This is a genomic window from Paenibacillus sp. OT2-17 (assembly GCF_009827695.1).
Classification (GTDB): domain Bacteria; phylum Bacillota; class Bacilli; order Paenibacillales; family Paenibacillaceae; genus Paenibacillus; species Paenibacillus polymyxa_B.
Map to the genome: position 1 here is coordinate 25205 of NZ_WUDQ01000013.1, position 20032 is coordinate 45236.

Below are 20032 nucleotides of genomic sequence, written 5' to 3' on the forward strand. Positions count from 1 at the left end.
TCCATCGGATGGAAAAAAAAGAAGATGTGGAGAAAGTTCCATATTTGAATGAGCTAGACACATTATTGAAAAATCTAGATATTAAACATATATTTTCGTATGACGATGAGTGGAATAATGAAAGGTTAGAAGAAGAAGTGGAGGAGAAAAAGAAAAAATTAATAACATTAAATTATAATGAATTTTCAACTAAGTTTGCAATAAAAATATTAGATTCAGAGGAAACTTATTTATTGAATGAAGACCTTTCAACTGTGAATGAAATACTAAATTCCACTGGAAAGGAAATAGAGAGACTAAAAAAAATGTTTCTTAAAGTTATTAACAAAGAAAGAGAAAGTAATCCTTTGATCATGTTAAAATCAGTTCTTGATAAGGTAGAGTCAAGCAAACAGGTTTCAGTTAAAACTTTCGCTAATAGATTTGATCTCGCAAACGTTAAAGATGTAGATGGAAGGATTTTGTTCTTATTGGATATGAACATGGGAGAAAGTGATCAAGAAAAAGATGTAGTTATTAAAACGATAATTGATATTAATACATCTCGCCCTAATTGTCATGATATTGCTGTTGTATATTCTCATGAAAAACTTGAAATGTATAAAAAACATGACACAAAAGTAAGTTACGTTGAGTCATATATAGAGCAGAATAATTTAAGTCTTCATCCTGATAATGAAGCAAGTAAATATTTAATACCTTTTCAGTTGTGGGCCATAAGTAAAGGAGAGGCTGATGGTGAATTAATAAAAACTATCACATCTACTCTTGAAAAAGCTGCATTTGGATATTCGCTACATGATTATTTGGAGAAAAAGCATGAGATAACTCAAAAGGCTACTCTAAATTTAATAAAATTGCCTGAGGAAACTTTTGAAGTCCTTTATGGAGATTCGTTTGTTGAAGGTGAAATTTTTCTTGATGTTTTAGAAAGAACCCATCAAAGTGTTTTAAATAAGGTTGAATTTGAGGCTGTTCGCAGTAATCCACAAATATATGAAAATTTACTATCAGTATCAAAAATAAAAAATGAGAAAATATCTACGGAAATAAAAGCTCAAGGTATTAAAAAATACCGCAATAATAATGCCAGAAAGAAAACAGATCCCAGTATTTTTGAGGGGCTGCCTGAGTATGGATTAATAAACTATACTATAAATGCTACTTATACTGATATAATGACTGGTGATGTATTCGTGTTTGACACTTATGAATCTAGTGATAAGAAATATGGGATATTAGTGACTACTGATTGTGATTTACCAATTAGACCAAAGGGCAATGAAATTAAAGAATGTGGTAGAAATGCAAAATTAGTAACGTTACTACTTTGCGATTGTCTAGTATTTTCTAAAACAGACGTAAAAGCTAAAGAGAAAATTGAAGATGGGGAAGGATTATGGCCAGTACTTCTTAATGGAGAACATTGTTTATTAATCCCTGACACAAAAAATACCTTACTAACTATTGATTCTAGGATTTTGGATCTATGTTCATTAAATAGTCAGGGTTGGGCTGTGTTACCAGATGATATTACGGATATCGAATCTTTTAAAACCTACTATTTTAACGAGTACTATAAAAATAATTTATCTAATTGGATTGATAATGTTGACAAATTAACAACTTATATTCCTGATAATATAATGTTACCAGATGTGGCAGCTGCTTTATCTGGTGAAAAATTGGATGATCATACACAACGACTAGTCAATATTATGGCTGGATTAAAATATACAGTGAGACTTAGTCTTGAAAACAGGAAATTTGAAATAAAGAGAGTTGGAAGATTAGAAACTAGAAGGACGTTGCAGCTAATTCAAACAAAAGTTAACCACATGAGTAGAATAGGCTTAACATCTATTCCCGGAGCATAAATAGCTTTTAGAAAGTAATTATCTTTGATAAAATTATTGGTAGAATGGCCGTACATATGGAATAAGTGTACGGCTTAATCCTGGAGTGAACTCCAGGCAAGGAGATGGTTTAATTTGAATCGAGAAAGTTTTGTTGAAAGTAAGAAATCTGATATTTGGAATTTAGATTTAAATTACTCAGGAGAGAATAATTACACGTCATTTTTTTCTTCAACTGGAAACATTCATTCTTATCCAGCTAAGGCTGTTCCAGATATGGTTCATTCTTTACTTTTAAACCTAAAAGAGCATTACAATGTTTCAACTGTACTGGACCCGTTTGTTGGGAGCGGAACTGTTGCTCTAGAATCAAAGGTGTTAGGATTAGATTTTTTTGGTTCCGATCTAAATCCTCTTGCAGTAATGCTATCTAAAGTAAAAGTACTATTAATTGAGAATACTGGGTACATTGAGCAACAAATTAGTATACTCCTTGAGGATTTATCAAGTTTACAATTGAATAAAAACACTCCATTTATAATTGAAAAATTCGAAAATATTGAGTTTTGGTTTAAAGGGGAGAATATAAGGGAACTGTCTTTTATTAAGGATAAGATTAATCAATTTTTGAAAAAAAGAACTAAAAAGCACAAAGGAACATTTGCACTTATCTTATTAATTGCTTTCAGTTCCACTATTAGAACAGTTTCTTTAACGAGAAATGGGGAATTTAAGTTGTACAGAATATCCCCATCTGATTTAGAAAAATTTAAGGTTGATGCAGTTGAAGTCTTTAGAGAAAAGATGAAAAATCTTTTGGAATTGTTAGAAAAAGCAAATAAACAATATAAAGAACAAACTATCTCAGAGATACATCTTGCTAATGCAAAGGATTTATTTTACTTAAAGGATAAGCGAGTTGACTTGGTACTAACATCGCCTCCTTATGGGGATTCTAAAAGCACAGTAGCATATGGTCAATATTCAAAGTTATCACTGCAATGGATGAAAGATTTAATGGAAGTACATTTGGGAATAAAGGTTTATTCTGATAATTGTGACGAACACCTCTTAGGAGGGAAGAAATCTGATTTTACTTTTGATGATGAAAGAATATTAAGCTCACAAACTATGAGGAATCTTATAGAGGAAATGAATAGAATTACAAATGAAAGAAAGAAGAACATAACTGAAACTCTCGATAGCTTAAAACTGATGATCGAGAATAATAATAGATATTCATATATTATTCAAGCACTTAATAACGAAGAATTAAAAATATTGATTACTGAAAGAGTAAGGCTTGATATATATAGAAAAATAAAAAACTCAGCTAAGCACCTTTCAGATAAGAAAATTAAGCAAATTGCTAAATATGAGACTTCTAAATTTATACTGGATTTACTTGATAGTAGGCATAAAGTACGCTATCGGAGGACTCAGCAGCTAAATAATAAGCTTCCTTATGTTAAAGAAACAATAATTAGAAAGATGAAATCTCAACCTAAAAGAATAGTTGAGGTTATAAACTTTTTCAAAGATTTATACAAAGTTGTAATAGAGACAGATAGAATCTTGTTAATCGGTGGACTACAAGCATGGATTGTTGGGCATAGAACAGTATTAGGTGAAATTAATGTCAATATGGCTCAAATCCTAAATGATTGGTTTAAAGATTTGAATTATAAGCAAATTACTTCTTTGCAGAGACAATATTCATTTAAAAGAATGCCACACCATATCAATTCCACAGCTACAAGAAATAGTGAAATAAAGACAATGATGCAGGAACATATTTTGGTAGTTCAAAAACAGTAATATTACAAGTGTTGCCTTGTAGGGGCATACTTTTTTTACTTGAGCGCTACTGTGTACGTTAGCGCAGGAATGTAGTAAGCCAAATAGTATCAATGAGACAAGGTATTCCACAAAATATCTTAAGTTTCAAACGTCATTGCTAAGATGTAAGGGGATAAACACAGTACTGCTTAAATAAAAGTAGTTGAAACGGAGAGAAAATTTTTTATATGATTTGAAGTTACTTAAATTCCAAGTTCTAAGACCCAGTAGTATACTGGGTCTCTTAGTCATGTACATTCCACGCGTTGTCATAATTCCTGATTTTGGAGAGATACGATCATCGGGTATATGGAAAATGAAATTTTTTTCATTTATCAAAGAAAAGCGCAAGTTTGTAATCCAATGAAAAGGCTAAGCAAGTGAATATTTCAAACTGAAAAACAATCAAGGAACAACTACATAATTTAGAACGTATACCAAATGAAAAGATCCCGTGTAATAGTATATTTTATCTTACATACTGTTTGTTCTATTCGGTCTCTCTATTATTCTCTCATTGTTACGTAACCACGTACCACATCCAGTATCGTCCTTTGCTACACTTTGAATAAAAAGGAGATGATAATTTGGATACTCAACCCAAGAAACTAAAGAGCGTGGAACATACAAACCCATCTGAAAATACGGCTGAGCAATACGAGAGCTTGGTACAGCAGGAAGACGAACACATAGAGAGACTTAAAACATGCACAAAGCTCATTTTCGATGCGCTGGCTATTATTTCGCAGAAAGCGAGCGTACTGCACATGGAAACCGTCAAAGAAGCAGCAGACCATCTTCATATCATGGAACTAGATTTACGAAGAGAACTATTTAAAGTTCGTTTGAAAAAAAGTATTTTGGCAAACAAAATGAAGCAAACCCAAGCATAGCAGCGGAGGGGACGGAATCGTTCTGAAGAAGCGGAGCGTTCGCCTTTGAACCCGGATTTTACCGTTAAAATATAATCAAAAAAATTTGGGGGGCAACAGCGATCGGAAGAATGATCCGTCTACGTAGCGTCCTTAGATGCACTTACTTGCTCAACCCAACCAGTAATCAATTTGCTCAAATAACCCGACATGACCCTTCACGTTCTGATCGGGTTTTCTCATTTCAATCCCTCCATCCCCACGCATAAATCTTCACCTCCTCCAAACCACTTGCCACCCAGATAGTTACACCCACTCCCAACATCATGTATAGTAAAGTTATGGGAAATAAACATGAACCCGCATATTATCTTGAACGAATAACCGTACAATAAGAAACATGGCAAAAACGAGGAGGAACGTGATGATACATCCAACACAGATTCAGGATATGCTGCAAGCCGCGCTGGAGACGGGCGGAGACTTTGCAGAGGTGTTCGTCGAGGACCGTACCAATGGACAACTGGGCATGACCGGAGGCGTCGTGGATACGGCGCTGTCAGGCCGGGATTTTGGGATTGGCATTCGGATCATGAAGGAGCATTTCTCGGTGTACGCCTACACCAACGATATGAGCGACCAGAGCCTGATCCGACTGGCCAAATCGGCTGCCAAGGCCATTCGCGGCGGTGGAGCGCCAGGTACATACACCATTACACTCCATCCCCATGCGATCCCTAATCAACATCCGATTGCGATCATTCCTGACGCTTCACAGAAACGCGCCAAGATTGACATGATGAGAAGGGCGCATGAGGCGGCAAGCCAATACGATCCTTCCATCACGCAAACCTCCATAGGGATTAGCAACTCGATCCAGAACGTCTTGATCGCCAATAGCAACGGGCTACTGGTGGAGGATACCCGTACGTATACACGTATGAGAATAAGCGCGATTGCGACTGATGGGGAGCATAGACAATCCGGGTTCCGTGGGCCGGGAGCGTATGCAGGGACTGAATTCCTGGAGAACCTGAACATCGAAGAAAATGCGAGACACGCTGCTCGTATTGCGACCACGATGGTCAAAGCGGGATATGCGCCTAGCGGCAGACTGCCGGTCGTGATTGAGAATGGCTTCGGCGGCGTTCTTTTTCACGAGGCATGTGGACATGGGCTGGAATCTACGGCGGTGGCTCATGGAACCTCAGTGTTTGCCAATAAGATCGGGCAGCAGGTGGCTTCACCGCTTGTCACGGCTATAGATGATGGAACGATTCAGAACGCGTGGGGCTCGCTCAATATCGATGATGAAGGGGCGCAGACACAGCGCAACGTACTGATTGAGAACGGCATTTTAAAAGGATATCTGATCGACCGCATGGGCTCGCGCCAGATGGGTGTACCTGCGACAGGGTCGGGACGAAGACAATCCTATAAATTTGCACCTGCGTCCCGTATGAACAATACGTTTATTGCGAACGGGGATTCTACGCGTGAAGAGATCATTGCCAATACGGAGTACGGGATCTATGCCAAATCGCTGGGCGGTGGTTCGGTGAATACCTCGACGAGCGAGTTCAATTTTGCGGTTGAAGAGGCATACATGATTCGCAACGGTAAAATTGCCGAGCCGGTCAAAGGCGCAACGCTAATCGGCAAAGGGATTGAAACCCTACAAAATATTGATATGGTCGGCAACAATCTGGATCATGGTCAGGGGATGTGCGGCTCAGTCAGCGGAAGTCTTCCGGTCAATTGCGGACAGCCGACAATTCGAGTGTCCGAGATGACCGTCGGCGGACGGAAGGGGGAATAGGCGATGAATATTCAGCAATTTCAGGAAGCGTTGTTCACAAAAGGGCGGGAAATCGGCTACGCGGATATGGAAATCTACTATGTAAATGGACGTTCTACCTCGGTAAAGGTACTGAAGGGAGAAATTGACCAATATACCATCGTGGAGAACGGTGGACTTTCCTTCCGAGGTGTCATTAACGGGAAAATGGGCTATGCCTCTACAGAGAAGCTGGAACCCGACGTGATCGACTTTTTATTGGAAGAGGCACGCAGCAACGCGGACATATTGGAGAGTGAGGAACAGGATGAGTTGTTCGCAGGCTCTGAGAGCTACCCTGAGCAGCCTGCCTATGCCGCAGCGTTGGCTGACACGGCTCCTGAGATTCTGATCGAAGCGGCGCTAGAAATGGAGCGCACAGCGCTTGCCGCAGATCCACGGATTGTGATGGCTCGGCATTGCTCGGTCAGCATTCGTGAAAATGAGGTTCTAATAGTAAATACAAAAGGACTGCACTGCCATCGTCGAAAAAGTCTGGCGAGCGCTTATGTGTATGTGATTGCAGCAGACCATGACGAGACCGTTACCGGGGGCTGGCATGATTATTCCCTGCGGAGCGTGGAGGAAATCGATATCGCGAATGTGGCGCATAAAGCCGTAAAAGAGGCTGTTTCCAAGCTGGGTGCGCACACGATCCAATCGGATAACTATCCGGTCATTTTCCGTCATGATGCAGCAGCGCAATTGCTGGCTGCGTATACGTCGGTATTTTCAGCGGAGTCGGTGGATAAAGGCTTTTCACGCTTGGCTGGGAAACTAGGGCAAAAGGTGGCAAGTGAGCGTATTACGCTGATTGATGATCCGCTGATGGAGAACGTTCCCGCAGGCAGTACGTTTGATGCCGAAGGCAGCGCAACGCATCGTAATGAGATCATCAAGGACGGAGAACTACGGACGTATTTCCATAACCGCAAGACGGCTCGCAAGGCTGGGGTGGAAAGTACCTCTCATGCTTCCAAGGGTAGCTATAACGGCAAAATTGGTGTGTCGTATCATAATCTGTATGTGGAACCAGGCACGTCTACGTTGGAGGACATGATTCGCGAGACGGATCGCGGGCTGATGATCGTAGAGCTGCAGGGGCTGCATGCGGGTACGAATACGGCGTCCGGTAATTTTTCGCTGGCTTGTCTGGGATACTGGATTGAACAGGGGCAAGTGGTCAGAGCAGTCAGTCAGATCACTGTATCGGGCAACTTCTTAGATGTATTGCAGCAGATAGAGGAAGTTGGCAATGATTTGCGTTTTACGGGAAGCTGCACATCGCCTTCGCTCAAGCTGGCTGCACTCTCGATTTCAGGTTCCTAATGACTGGAGCAGCCTTCTTTTTTCAGACTCACGGCCTGTTTCTGACGTTCCGATTGCCTAGCGATTACAGATGCCTGATGCATCAGGGTATGGTAAAGTAGGAGAAAGTCTTTGAAATATGAAAAAAAGGCTTGGTTACAGCACCGCGACAGGGTATTATAGACAATAATATATTCGAAAAAAGGTTCGAATTGAATTTTTATTGGGGGATGTATATGAGATATATAAGCACTAGAGGTCGAGTAGAAGCCAAGGGATTTATTGATACCGTGCTCATGGGGTTAGCTGACGATGGAGGTCTGATGGTACCGGAGCAGATTCCGACTGTGTCGGCAGCTACGCTGGAGCAATGGGCAACATTGAGCTACAGAGAGCTGGTCGAGCGCAGTTATGCGAGCTTCCGTCACCCGGAAGTCACGCCAGTGAAGAAGATCAACGATTCCCTGTCTATTTTGGAGCTGTTCCACGGGCCTACGTTTGCGTTCAAGGATGTGGCCCTGCAATTTATGGGTGAGTTTTATTCCTACGTGTCCAAAAAGCAGAATGAGATCATTCACATTTTGGGTGCAACCTCGGGCGATACTGGGGCGGCAGCGATTCAGGGCGTGCGTGGCAAGGAAGGCATTAAAATCTGTATTTTGCACCCACACCAAAAGGTGAGCAAGGTACAAGAGCTGCAAATGACGACGGTTGACGATGAAAATGTATTGAATCTGTCCGTAAAAGGGAACTTTGACGATTGTCAGAAGGTCATTAAGGACCTGTTTGCCGATCTGGATTTCAAAGCTAAACATCATTTGCGGGCGATTAACTCGATTAACTTTGTGCGCATTTTGGCGCAAACCGTATATTACTTCTATGCTTATTTCCGGGCGCAAGAGTCAGCGGGTACGAAAAAAATCAATATCAGTGTGCCATCTGGCAACTTTGGCAATATTTTTTCCGGCTTTCTTGCGAAGAAAATGGGCTTGCCGATCCATAAGCTGATCATTGCAACCAATGAAAATAATATTTTGGAGCGCTTCGTGAAGACAGGTGAATACAAGCCAGGTGACTTCAAAAGCACATACAGTCCTTCGATGGACATTCAGGTGGCGAGCAATTTCGAAAGATATCTGTATTACTTCCTTGGAGAAGATGCAGCCAAGGTATCTGAATACATGAATAACCTCAAAACCGAGGGACGGATTGTGATCAGTGCAGAGGATTTGAAACGGGTACAGCAGGATTTTGAAGCGCTCGGTGCTTCGAATGAGCAGTGTCTGGAGCTAATCAAGAAATACAAGGCCGAATACGATTATTTGCTCGACCCGCATACGGCTTGCGGTATTGCCGCGTATGAGGCGTATAATGGCGCGGACGAAGTATGTGTAACCTTTGCGACAGCGCATCCGGCCAAATTTGATGAAGCCATCCGTCTGGTGGACATCAAGCAGGAGTTCCCAGCGCAAATTGAACAATTGTTCTCCAAATCGCAGCATCAGCAGGTGGTAGAGCATGACGAGGCAGAAATTGTGCGTCAGCTTGAAGCCTTTTATGTGTAAAAGAATGGGAAAGGAGGCTACGCCCTGCGCGCAGCCTCTTTTTCTTATTTCCATATTCCAGACATAATGTATGTTTTAGTTTCAATTTGTTCACATTATAATGCCATGTAGGGTAAGGTGTTAGGGCCTCAGAAATCGTGAAAAAAGCCCATGAATCAAGGGATTTAGCTTTAGGAAACTAACAGACAATGAGAGGTTCATAGAGTTATTTAATGAAGGATACAAAAATTTTTTATAGGCGAATTAGATGTATTATTATAAAAAATCATGTATAGTTAACTAAATTTTATGAATACATAAAGTTCCACTCTCGAAGGTGCAGAATAACGTCGTTCCGTCATTTAACAGAGGGGCTAATTATAAAAGGGGTGTATTAAATAATGACCATGATCCGTCCAGAGCAGAGTCAACAAGCAGCAGCCGAATATGTGCAGTCCGTTTTTGAGAAGGTTATCGCGCGCAATCCTCATGAGAATGAATTCCATCAGGCCGTCAAGGAAATATTGGATTCGCTAATTCCGGTATTGGCTAAGCACCCTAAGTATATGCAGCAGGGGCTTCTGGAACGGCTAGTGGAGCCGGAGCGAGTCATTACCTTCCGTGTACCTTGGGTGGATGATGCGGGGGTTGTACAGGTCAACCGTGGCTTCCGTGTGCAGTTTAACAGTGCGATAGGGCCTTATAAAGGTGGACTTCGCTTCCATCCGTCTGTATATCTGGGAATCGTCAAATTTTTGGGTTTTGAGCAGATTTTCAAAAATGCATTGACGGGTCTTCCCATCGGTGGTGGTAAAGGCGGCTCGGATTTTGATCCCAAAGGGAAATCAGATAACGAAGTGATGCGTTTTACACAAAGCTTCATGACTGAGTTGTATAAATATATTGGTCCAGATGCCGACGTTCCGGCTGGGGATATTGGAGTAGGTGGCCGCGAGATCGGTTACATGTTCGGACAATACAAGCGGATTCGCGGAGGACATGAAGGTGGCGTCCTGACGGGTAAAGGGATTCATTACGGAGGCAGTCTCACACGTACGGAAGCGACTGGCTATGGCTGTGTTTATTTTGTAAACGAGATGCTGCAGGCGCAGGGATCGTCCTTTGAAGGAAAACGCGTCGTCGTGTCGGGCTCGGGGAACGTATCCATTTATGCGATTGAAAAAGCACAGCAGCTTGGCGCTACAGTCGTGGCATGTAGTGACTCGAATGGCTACATCTATGATCCAGACGGTATCGATCTGAAGCTGGTGAAGCAGCTGAAAGAAGTGAACCGCCTGCGGATTAGCGAGTATACTCAAGAGCGTCCAGGCGCAATCTATACAGAAGGCTGTTCGGGGATCTGGTCGATCCCATGCGACATCGCACTGCCATGCGCCACACAGAATGAAATTGACGAGCAAGCAGCCCAGCTGCTGGTAAGCAATGGCGTAAAAGCTATAGGCGAAGGTGCCAATATGCCATCCTCGCTACAGGCCATTGAAGTGTTTTTGGACAATGGAGTTCTGTTTGGACCAGCGAAAGCTGCCAATGCAGGCGGAGTAGCGGTCTCGGCGCTTGAAATGTCGCAGAACAGCATGCGTCTGTCATGGACCTTTGAGGAAGTGGATGCCAAGCTGCATGATATTATGAAAAATATCTATGCTAACAGCGTGAAGGCGGCTGAGGAATACGGCGTGCCGGGCAATCTGGTTGTCGGAGCCAATATCGCAGGATTTGTGCGTGTAGCCGACGCAATGCTGTCACACGGGATTATTTAGCACAACGGAACATAATAAAGTTAAATTGAAGCTGAGCGGCTCTTGTGCGAGTCGCTCAGCTTTTATTTGCAAAGAGCGCTTTATTTTTCTCAGGGACTTGATTTAATTTTAAAGAGGATGTATATTACTTGATAGATCAATAATTGATGGATCAAAGGTCGGATCACGAAGCCCAGCGATATGCTTAAGGGAGGAGAGATTGATATCACCCAGACACCATCCGAGCCTGAGTATATTTTTGACATGCTGTTGTTGCTGAACAAGCAGATTAGCTCCAAGTTTGAGCGTTGCGCAGGAGTCAGCGCATCCAGATTGCAGCTATTGTGCAAGTTGTATCAAGTGGAGGAGATTAGTCAAACTCTCCTGCAAAAAGAGGTTGGCATTGACGCTGCAGCCGTAACGCGCCATTTGAAGCAGCTTGAAGCGATAGCGATGGTCACACGACGAACGAAGCCAGAGGACAACAGGGTTACCTTGGTAAGCCTGACCGATTATGGGCGTGCACGCATTGTCATCTTTAAGCAGGAGCGCTCGCAGTTTGTAGCTCAGCTGCTACAGAGCTTCGACGAGACCCAGCGGCACCAACTAGCTGATATGCTGCAAGTGATGAATAGTCATATATCCGATATGGACTGACCCCAATTACATTATACCCATAGAGGAATCAAGGAGGAATTTACATGCCAGTAATTACTATTGAAGCAGGCAAATTAAATAAAGAACAAAAAAGATCGTTGGTCACTGAACTTACCACATCAGCTTCAACCATAATGAATGTACCCGAGTCGGCTTTTATTGTTTTGATTAAGGAAAGCGAAAAAGAAAACATTGGTTTGGGAGGAAAATTATTATCTGATCGCTAATGTCAGAAGATGAAGTGGGGGATCTAAGGGGTTACGAGCATGGACAGCAGATTATACGGCTGGCCGGACTGAATCTCAAAGAGAACAGCTCGGGGAAGAAAAAAGGAAAATCCAGTATAACTAAACGAGGACGCGCAAGGCTAAGAGCGCTACTGTTTTGGTCGTGATGCTCATGGTGGCGAAGAATGCGGAGTTTAAGGCACTGCACCAATACTTTACCAAAAGAAGCCAGAATCCACTGAAGAAAAAGCAATCGATTGTAGCGTTGTGCGTGAAGCTGATTCGCGTTCTTCACACGCTCGGCACCAAGCAAGTTCGGTATTGATGCAAACGACGTTTTAGGGCCAGTACGTGAGGCCCAGTTACAGAAGACAGCTTAAGAAAAAACGGATTCATGTTTCTCATCGGACAGGAATAAGCAGAGACAAAGGAAGCACGGAGCAGCCGCAGGAATCATTTCCATAAGGGAAACGACCCCGCGTGATATGGGAGGGTAAGCCGTCAAGAGTCAGGAGTGGATATCCAAGGTGCGATCATAGAAGTCGATCCATAGATTGGGAAAAATGTCTCAACCTCTATCCTGCCACCGGCTCTTACGGAAAATAATGACATCCTTACATCACTTCTCCAGTGCTCGATATATCAATGGCTGAAAACCGAAGAATGAGTGAGAAAACATGAGAAAATATTAATTTATAGTGGGAGAGATTGGAATGAATAATACGAACACATCCAATATTGTCAAAACAAATGATTTTAAAGAAATTGCACTGGGTCGCCGTTCTGTCAAAGTATACGATCCGTCCGTAAAGATTAGCCGCGAGGAAATGACAGAGATTTTGACAGAAGCTACACGCGCACCATCTTCCATTAACCTGCAACCTTGGCGTTTCCTCGTCATTGACAGCCCTGAAGGTAAAGCTACACTGGCACCATTGGCCCGTTTCAACCAACGTCAAGTAGAAACATCTTCGGCAGTGATCGCTGTATTTGGGGATTTGAATAACTTTGATAATTTCGAACAAATTTTCGGAGAAGCTGTAGAACTGGGCTATATGCCAAAAGACATTAAAGAAATGCAACAGGAAAAAGTGGCAGCTCATTTTGCAGCGCTTGATCCAGTTGTGAACAAAGAAACAGTCCTGATTGACGGTGGTTTGGTATCCATGCAGCTTATGCTGGTAGCGCGCGCTCATGGTTATGATACTAACGCTATTGGCGGTTTTGAAAAGGATCAAATTGCTGAAGCCTTTGGTCTGGAAAAAGATCGTTATGTCCCTGTTATGCTCATTTCCATGGGTAAAGGTATCAACGATGGTCATCCGTCCACACGATTGCCTATTGATCAAATTGCACAGTGGAAATAAGGGAAACGAACTAATATCTATGCGCAAAATAAAAAACAGGCGGACAAAGGAAATCCTTTGCTTCGCCTGTTTTTTTATTTGCTTAGATGCAACGTAGATCGCGGGTGCTTATCACGTTGTCAGTCTTTCAGTTATCATTTCACGGTATTCGCTCCCGACGTTTCTGCCGAGTCAGCGGTGTCATTTTGAGGATGATGATAGTGCTTGGGCCATATAATTTGGTGTGAAGTATGGCTAAGCTCCTCATAAAATAACGGGTCTTTCTTAAATAGGCGTATGACCAGATGGAAAAAGAACCATCCGTTGATCACTAACAGCAAAAGGCTAATCAGAACACTTAGCCAAGGGGACACTTGAGACCATAGGACAGGCCCACCCAGTACGTAATTAAGTCCAAAATACACCCAGTACAAGAGACTGTAACGCTTTATGAGCTCCCATAGGGAAATCCGTTGTCCTGTCCCTGTGAGATGAATACGCACCAGCCATTTCCCTGGAGTTCGTCCATTCGTTAGGTAAGGAACCACCATAAAGTATACCCCACTGGAAACCCAGAAAGCAGCAGGCACATGCAGAGACTCCATGATTCCGAGTAGCCCGGTCCATATGATAGAATCCACGAAAATGGCTACGCCCCGTCGGGTATAGGACACTCGCTTCGTTGCCATGTCCACATGCTTGTCCAGATGTTCCAAGCGGGGCAGGAAGCGTGAAAACCATTCGCCTAATAGAAAGCCTAGCATACCGCCTAATGTATTAGCCATCAAATCGTCTACATCGAACACACGATACGCATGGTCAAAAAATCCATACAGTCCTGTCAGCTGCGTCACCTCAAAGAAGAGGGAGAGGATAAAGGACAGAATCAGACACCATCCCCATCGTGCACGGAAATAATAACGTAAGAACATACCGAAAGGCATGGTCATCACAACGTTAAAAACGACTTGCAGAAAAGCTCGCTCCTTCAGCAAATGAACATAGCTGGAGGGATGGGCGGGTGAGACGGATGTTTCTCTTATAATGTCGTGAACGAACTGCAATGGCATCAACTGCAACGCTCCCCCGGCTAATGCAGCATTATGACGCGATGCCGGAAGCGGGAGTATGACCAGAAAGAAGGCGTTCATTAAGTATAACAGCATCAAGTAAAGCAGCCATGCTCTAGCCTTGTGAATATAGCCATGCCTTCGATATTGCACGATTAGGAAAGGCAGTGTGAACAATAAGGCAGCAAAAGGAAACGCAAGAAAGGCATATGAAACAGGAAACAGGTAAGATTGAATCATGTGCTGCTTACGCCTGCTTTCTCCGGAATTTCACCAAAGACCAGATGACCAGAAATGCCATGAAAGCCACGCACACGCTAATGCTAATGCGATTTTGCGGGTCAAGCAAGAATAGAAACGCAATGACCCATAGGCATCCCACTGTAACCGCCGTTACATAAGGGAATCCCCATATCTTGAAAGTAGGCTCCACTGGATAAGATTTGCGCAATTTCAATTGGGACAGACAAATGCAGCTCCAGACGAGCAACACGACGAAGCCAGGTACAGCCATCAAAATACGGAACAGCCCGTCCTGAGCGACATAAGCAACCATGGAACCGACAATCAGGACTACAGCACACAATTTGAGACTATTTACCGGAACCCCGTTTGAAGATAAGCGGGCGAGTGATTTGGGACCTTCTCCATTGATAGCCAGCGAATGCAGCATACGTGTAGCCCCGTAAATTCCCGAATTGGCGGCAGACAGTACAGCAGTGATCAGAATAAAGTTCATAACATGAGCCGAGCCTTGAAGCCCTACAGAAGACAATACCTGTACAAACGGGCTGGTATTCGCATCCAGTTGGTTCCATGGAATCAAGCCACAAATGATGAGAATGGGCAACGTATAGAACAAAACAACGCGAAGAATAAAGCTTTTAACCACTCTAGGTAGTACCTTTTCCGGATTTTCTGTCTCCGTCAACGTCAGTCCAATCAGCTCGGACCCTCCGTATGAAAAGGTAACGACCAGCAGCGCTGAAAAGATAGCTAACCAGCCATTAGGTAGAAATCCGCCGTGCTGCGCGTAGTTGCTTAGATAAGGTGGAGTTTCAGTGGGAATAATCCCGAACAGTATACAGCCACCCAAGGCGATGAAGATAATAATCATGGCAATCTTAATACCCGCAAGCCAAAATTCCAGCTCCCCAAAACCGCCGACACTCAGCATGTTGACGACAATAATGAAAGCCGCACTCACTAAACTGAGTACCCATAGAGGAACATCTGGCAACCAATATTGCAGGAAGCTCCCCGCAGCAATGACCTCAATGATACAGACGGCCAGCCACATAAAGCAATACAACCAGCCGATAATAAAGGACAGACGTTCTCCAAAAGCTTTGCGAATAAAATCCTTCATATTCATGTTGGGGTAGACGGTAGCCATCTCGGCAATTGCGCCCATAACGACTAAGAGCAAGAGTCCTGCGAAGACATAGGATAAAATAACACCAGGTCCCGCCAAGCTAATCGTTTCGGTACTTCCTTTAAAAATTCCCGTTCCGATAACTCCACCCATAGCCATAAAGGTAATGTGCCGTGGGAGCAGCTTTTTGTGCAAAGTTGCTTCATTTGATTTCAATATGAAATCCTCCTTCATATAGTGTATAGCTTCAGCATGGCCCAAACAGGGTTACTTCAATTAGACTTATACTACATGAAAATATCCAATTAGGAAATGAAATAAATAGGATCTGGTAGGGAGATTGAAATCGCTAGAGAACAAACTGAGGAAAACAGAGGCAGCATGCTGGCGCTGATGATTGCTCTATCTGCGGTCATTCTGCCTTTATTGTTCTGCTCGGCGGATATTTAAGTGATCATGTAGGAGTATCGCATTGCGGTGAAGAATTAGCTCCGCAATATTCCTTTAGCCCGCACTTGCTTGAGCCAACCAGGAAACTCATTCAGCAGACGGTCGTACAATTCTGCGTCTGTCACGGACTCAATGTCATCCAAGGCAAAGAAATCTGCATTATCCACTACGCGACCACGCAGATTATCCAACTTTTGAAGGACTCCAAAATCAGCATTACCAAGACCAACAAATTGCCAGAAAATAGGAGTTTCCGAGCACTTGATCAGCAATTTTGATATTTTTTTCGTTTCATATACGCCGCCGTCACTGAAAAAGATAATGTAGGTCGGGATTGTTTCATTGGGTGCCTCTTTTGTATATTTTAAAATAATATCCTCCATTACTTCAGGCTCATTGTTACCAAATCCAATATTTCCGTATCCGATTTCTGGGAAATTTCGTTTTACGTAATTCTCGAAATTCCTCTCTGTGACGCTTGGAGCACGTTTGGCTTTGTCCGCAAAAAACCATACATCCATTTCACCATCGTCATCCATGCAGGCCGATACAGCCAGAACACGTTCGAAGGCTTTTTGCACGGTTCCCTTAGAGTACAGTTTCGCCATGGAAGCAGAAGCGTCTAATACAACCGCTACTCGTGCTTTTTCACGGTCTATCTGCTTCTTTTGGAGTGAAATTTGTACCTTCTGTTTAAGCAGATTAATTCTTCTATTCACAGGAGAAGGCTCCTTCACGCCGGCTTTATCCGCTGACGGTGCTGCTGGCGATTCCGTTTCTTCTACGGTGACACCATGAGCTTCGGCGAGCGGCTTTAGTCCTCCATTGAAACCACGCCCAACTGCGCGAAGCTTGAAGCCAGACGTATGGCGGTATATTTCAGCGAATACGAGTGACGTTTCTTTGGTGGCTTCGGTGATACTGTAGGTGATATGGGATTGCTTGCCTTGAGCAGTAAGTGAGCAGCCGACCACATCGGCAAAAGTACCCGGGCCGTCCAGTGTGGCCGCAAACACACATTTTTCCACTCCGGTTCGTTCCAGTTCCTGGAGCGCTACAGTAAACTCAGTGGTTCTGTCATTTGGACGCTGTAACCGTACATGGCCGTGCGGGTCAGCGGGTTGATTGTAAAAAATGAAGTAGTCATCTGAGGAAACCTTTCCGTCTGCTCCTACCATAAAATAGCTAACATCCAGTTCGGCAGGTGCATGCTTCCATGTAATGGTGACCCGCACCGTATCTTCCTTACCGAATGGTGCATTAGCTCCTGTACTCAATGCAATGTTGGGACCGCTCATGCTGTCAAACCCCCTATGTATTTTAAATCTTGTATTTATACAAATTGTACCATGGAAATGGTATATTCACCTTGTTTCGTGCAGGAATATTTGTCTCATGGTAGACGCAGTAAAAGATGATATATAATAAGGTTGGTGTGGAAAAAAAGTATGATATTTATGAAGCGGAGGCTTTGATACGTGAAGCAGGATCGACAAAAGCAGGCAGGTTCCCATACCGGGATGAGCAAGGGACATGAAGCTGATGAGTTAAACAAACTGCTGTCCCTATGGCTTCATTCGTCGATCCGTGTCATGGATGTCCGGCATATTCGACTGGAGCCGGAAGCGTTGCTTCAACCGTATCGTCTTCCAGCGCAGGCTTTTGTATTTGTATTGCAGGGTAGCGTGCGTTTGGATGGTGATTGGAAGGATACGCCACATTCAGGGTACGTACTGCATGGCAGCAAAGGCTTTGAACTGAATATGAAACCCTCGCAATACGGGATAGAATATATCCTTGTACTATATAAAGCGACTTCTCTATCGGGACACACGATGTATAATCATCCTTCGATAGCTCATGGTTTTGTACCGCCTTATCCGGTTATACTGTACCAAAAGCTGCAACTACTGGAGTACGCATGGCAGGATCATGAGGCGCTATCCAAGATTCAGGCTCAGGGTCGGTTCTATGATTTTGCATATGAATGTATGCGGCAATTGCAGGAACCGAAGGCTCGAACTTCTGCGCGGGATATCGTGACACAGGCGATTCGATTTATGCAGGATCATTACGCGGAGTCCATAACGCTGGAACGTTTGGCCGGATTGTTGGAATGCAGTCCGAGACATCTGACTCGGTTATTTAAAAAACAAACGGATTGTAGCCCGATTATGTACTTGATTCAACTGCGAATGGACAAGGCAAAGGAGCTTTTGCGGAAGACGGATGCGACTTTACAGGATATCGCTGTCAGTGTGGGGTACCCGGATGTTTATTTCTTTAGCCGGGCATTCAAAAAATATACGGGGGTATCCCCGGTTCATTACCGGGACAGCCTATATTCATCTGCTTTTGTGAGAGATACCAGTCTGGATAATCCATTAAGCATGTCCGAATGTTCCATTGATTCGGCAAGTGGCGCCCTGCATACTGTTATTGAGGATAATAATCATTATCAAAATCATGATGAAGGGATTTTACGAATGAATAGAAACGCAAAGCATTCCATGGCATTTATTTTATTGCTTAGTTTTACCCTGCTGCTCAGCGCGTGCTCAGGCACATCCAGTCCTGCGGCAACCGATGGCGCTTCCCAAGGGAACAATAATACATCAGCGGAACCAACATCACAGGAAAGGGTGCTGAAGGATGCACTTGGGCATGAGGTGAAGGTTCCGGCTCAGCCTCAGCGTGTGATCGCTTCTTATCTGGAGGATCATCTAGTGGCCCTAGGTGTTAAACCCGTAGCCCAATGGTCGGTAGGCAAAAATTCAGTTCAAGGTTACCTGCAAAAAGAACTGAAGGACGTTCCTACCATTGCTTCAGATCTTCCGTTTGAGGCGGTTCTGAACTTCAAGCCTGATTTGATCATTATGGACAGTGCGAGCATGGTGGAAGGCGACAAATATAATCAATACTCTAAAATTGCTCCAACCTACGTGGTAGGCAGTAATATGAACAATGATTGGCGTGAAGAGCTGCTGACCGTGGGTGAGGTGCTGAATAAGAGCAATGAAGCGAAGCAGGCATTGAGCAACTACGACAAAAAAGCAGCAGAGGCTAAAGCCAAGCTGAGTCAGACGGTGGGACAAAAAACTGCGGCGGCTTTATGGGTAACGGATAAAAACGTGTATGTCGTAAACCAGAATCTATCCAGCGGTGATGTATTGTATAAGGATTTGGGATTCAAGATTCCACAAGTCGTACAGGAGATTTCCAAAACGGCTAAGGCGAACTGGAGTAATTTATCGCTGGAGAAGCTGGCCGAGCTGGATGCGGATTATATCTTTATCGTGAACAGCAAAAACGTGAGTAAAGAAGATATTGTAAAAGATCCTGTATGGGCGGGAATTCCAGCCGTTAAAGAAGGCCGCGTATACGATTTTGGTAAGGATTCCAGCTGGTTGTATACAGGTACAATTGCAAACAGTCAAATGATTGATGATGTTCTGAAAAATGTAACTAAGTAATCCAAATGGTAATCAAAAAACGCTACTCATCTTGACGACAACATGTCGCAGGAAGGAGAGCGTTTTTTTATAAAAAGATGTCTGCACAGAGCAGACATCTGGTTTGTTTTCTAAATTAGGCTTGCGGAGATACCAGGATTTTAACCTGATTTTTCTCTTTCAGGAGACCTTCAAAACCTTGCTCAATCACTTCTTCGAGCTTAATACGTTTGGTAACCAGCTTGTCGGCAGGGAAATAACCTTTTTCCATCAAGCTGATGACAGCTGGGAATACATCACGGTAGCCGATAATACCAGTCAGATTGCGTTCCTTCATAACGATATTGTTAGGCTTGATCGGAGCTTCTTTTTCAAAAATGCTGACGATCATGATTTGTCCGCTAATTTTAGTGGATTCAATAGCTTGAGTCAGTACAGGAGG

15 protein-coding genes and 1 pseudogene are annotated in these 20032 nt (G+C 43.3%); 12 read left to right on the forward strand and 4 right to left on the reverse strand.

All coding sequences use genetic code 11. The annotated features are described in order from the left end of the window. Positions 1-8: 8 nt before the first annotated feature. From GRP75_RS05620 to GRP75_RS05670, 11 genes and pseudogenes are all read left to right on the forward strand, one after another. Entirely contained in the window at positions 9-1877 is a 1869-nt protein-coding gene (locus GRP75_RS05620; protein ID WP_160788803.1) for a hypothetical protein, read from the forward strand. A gap of 114 nt (positions 1878-1991) precedes the next feature. After that, complete coding sequence (locus tag GRP75_RS05625) at positions 1992-3674, forward strand: DNA adenine methylase (protein WP_160788804.1); 1683 nt, start codon at positions 1992-1994, stop codon at positions 3672-3674. Positions 3675-4282: 608 nt separating this feature from the next. After that, entirely contained in the window at positions 4283-4588 is a 306-nt protein-coding gene (locus GRP75_RS05630; protein WP_160788805.1) for a hypothetical protein, read from the forward strand. 403 nt (positions 4589-4991) lie between these two features. Further along, a complete protein-coding gene (locus tag GRP75_RS05635; RefSeq protein WP_160788806.1) occupies positions 4992-6386 on the forward strand; it encodes a TldD/PmbA family protein in 1395 nt (464 codons plus the stop codon). A 3-nt stretch (positions 6387-6389) separates the two neighbouring features. After that, positions 6390-7733, forward strand: coding sequence for a TldD/PmbA family protein (locus tag GRP75_RS05640; RefSeq protein WP_160788807.1), 1344 nt, complete (start codon positions 6390-6392; stop codon positions 7731-7733). 215 nt (positions 7734-7948) lie between these two features. Continuing rightward, positions 7949-9277, forward strand: coding sequence for a threonine synthase (gene thrC / locus GRP75_RS05645; RefSeq protein ID WP_160788808.1), 1329 nt, complete (start codon positions 7949-7951; stop codon positions 9275-9277). A 380-nt stretch (positions 9278-9657) separates the two neighbouring features. Continuing rightward, positions 9658-11034 (forward strand): NADP-specific glutamate dehydrogenase, encoded by a 1377-nt coding sequence (gene gdhA, locus GRP75_RS05650; RefSeq protein WP_025718156.1) that lies wholly within the window; start codon positions 9658-9660, stop codon positions 11032-11034. Between the two features lie 243 nt (positions 11035-11277). After that, positions 11278-11670, forward strand: a complete 393-nt coding sequence (locus GRP75_RS05655) for a MarR family winged helix-turn-helix transcriptional regulator (RefSeq protein ID WP_160788813.1) — start codon at positions 11278-11280, stop codon at positions 11668-11670. 44 nt (positions 11671-11714) lie between these two features. Continuing rightward, the gene (gene dmpI / locus GRP75_RS05660) at positions 11715-11897 is read left to right on the forward strand and encodes a 4-oxalocrotonate tautomerase DmpI (protein ID WP_023989746.1); all 183 of its coding nucleotides are present in this window, start codon (positions 11715-11717) and stop codon (positions 11895-11897) included. Positions 11898-11908: 11 nt separating this feature from the next. Then, positions 11909-12277: pseudogene (locus GRP75_RS05665) on the forward strand (transposase); the annotation flags it as partial. A 333-nt stretch (positions 12278-12610) separates the two neighbouring features. Further along, positions 12611-13264: a nitroreductase family protein gene (locus GRP75_RS05670; protein WP_028542242.1), complete on the forward strand. Its 654-nt coding sequence runs from the start codon at positions 12611-12613 to the stop codon at positions 13262-13264. A 134-nt stretch (positions 13265-13398) separates the two neighbouring features. Here the strand turns inward: GRP75_RS05670 and GRP75_RS05675 are convergent, their stop codons facing one another. The 3 genes from GRP75_RS05675 to GRP75_RS05685 all read right to left on the reverse strand — a co-directional run bounded on the left by GRP75_RS05675 (position 13399) and on the right by GRP75_RS05685 (position 17436). After that, positions 13399-14553 (reverse strand): VanZ family protein, encoded by a 1155-nt coding sequence (locus tag GRP75_RS05675; protein ID WP_160788809.1) that lies wholly within the window; start codon positions 14551-14553, stop codon positions 13399-13401. Positions 14554-14560: 7 nt separating this feature from the next. Further along, positions 14561-15904, reverse strand: coding sequence for an amino acid permease (locus GRP75_RS05680; RefSeq protein ID WP_028542243.1), 1344 nt, complete (start codon positions 15902-15904; stop codon positions 14561-14563). Between the two features lie 269 nt (positions 15905-16173). Further along, complete coding sequence (locus tag GRP75_RS05685) at positions 16174-17436, reverse strand: VWA domain-containing protein (RefSeq protein ID WP_160788810.1); 1263 nt, start codon at positions 17434-17436, stop codon at positions 16174-16176. A 180-nt stretch (positions 17437-17616) separates the two neighbouring features. Here GRP75_RS05685 and GRP75_RS05690 point away from each other — a divergent pair, with 180 nt between their 5' ends. Then, positions 17617-19611 (forward strand): ABC transporter substrate-binding protein, encoded by a 1995-nt coding sequence (locus GRP75_RS05690; protein ID WP_160788811.1) that lies wholly within the window; start codon positions 17617-17619, stop codon positions 19609-19611. A 115-nt stretch (positions 19612-19726) separates the two neighbouring features. Here GRP75_RS05690 and GRP75_RS05695 read toward each other — a convergent pair. Continuing rightward, the coding region (locus GRP75_RS05695) for a zinc-binding dehydrogenase (RefSeq protein WP_337194210.1) at positions 19727-20032 on the reverse strand (306 nt) is incomplete at its 5' end.

Bases quoted from the DNA above. Each gene is read 5' to 3' on its own strand.
- GRP75_RS05675 (WP_160788809.1), bottom strand. From the start codon at position 14,553: ATGATTCAATCTTACCTGTTTCCTGTTTCATATGCCTTTCTTGCGTTT.
- GRP75_RS05655 (WP_160788813.1), top strand. From the start codon at position 11,278: ATGCTGTTGTTGCTGAACAAGCAGATTAGCTCCAAGTTTGAGCGTTGC.
- gdhA (WP_025718156.1), top strand. From the start codon at position 9,658: ATGACCATGATCCGTCCAGAGCAGAGTCAACAAGCAGCAGCCGAATAT.
- thrC (WP_160788808.1), top strand. From the start codon at position 7,949: ATGAGATATATAAGCACTAGAGGTCGAGTAGAAGCCAAGGGATTTATT.
- GRP75_RS05640 (WP_160788807.1), top strand. From the start codon at position 6,390: ATGAATATTCAGCAATTTCAGGAAGCGTTGTTCACAAAAGGGCGGGAA.
- GRP75_RS05670 (WP_028542242.1), top strand. From the start codon at position 12,611: ATGAATAATACGAACACATCCAATATTGTCAAAACAAATGATTTTAAA.
- GRP75_RS05685 (WP_160788810.1), bottom strand. From the start codon at position 17,436: ATGAGCGGTCCCAACATTGCATTGAGTACAGGAGCTAATGCACCATTC.
- dmpI (WP_023989746.1), top strand. From the start codon at position 11,715: ATGCCAGTAATTACTATTGAAGCAGGCAAATTAAATAAAGAACAAAAA.
- GRP75_RS05635 (WP_160788806.1), top strand. From the start codon at position 4,992: ATGATACATCCAACACAGATTCAGGATATGCTGCAAGCCGCGCTGGAG.
- GRP75_RS05620 (WP_160788803.1), top strand. From the start codon at position 9: ATGGAAAAAAAAGAAGATGTGGAGAAAGTTCCATATTTGAATGAGCTA.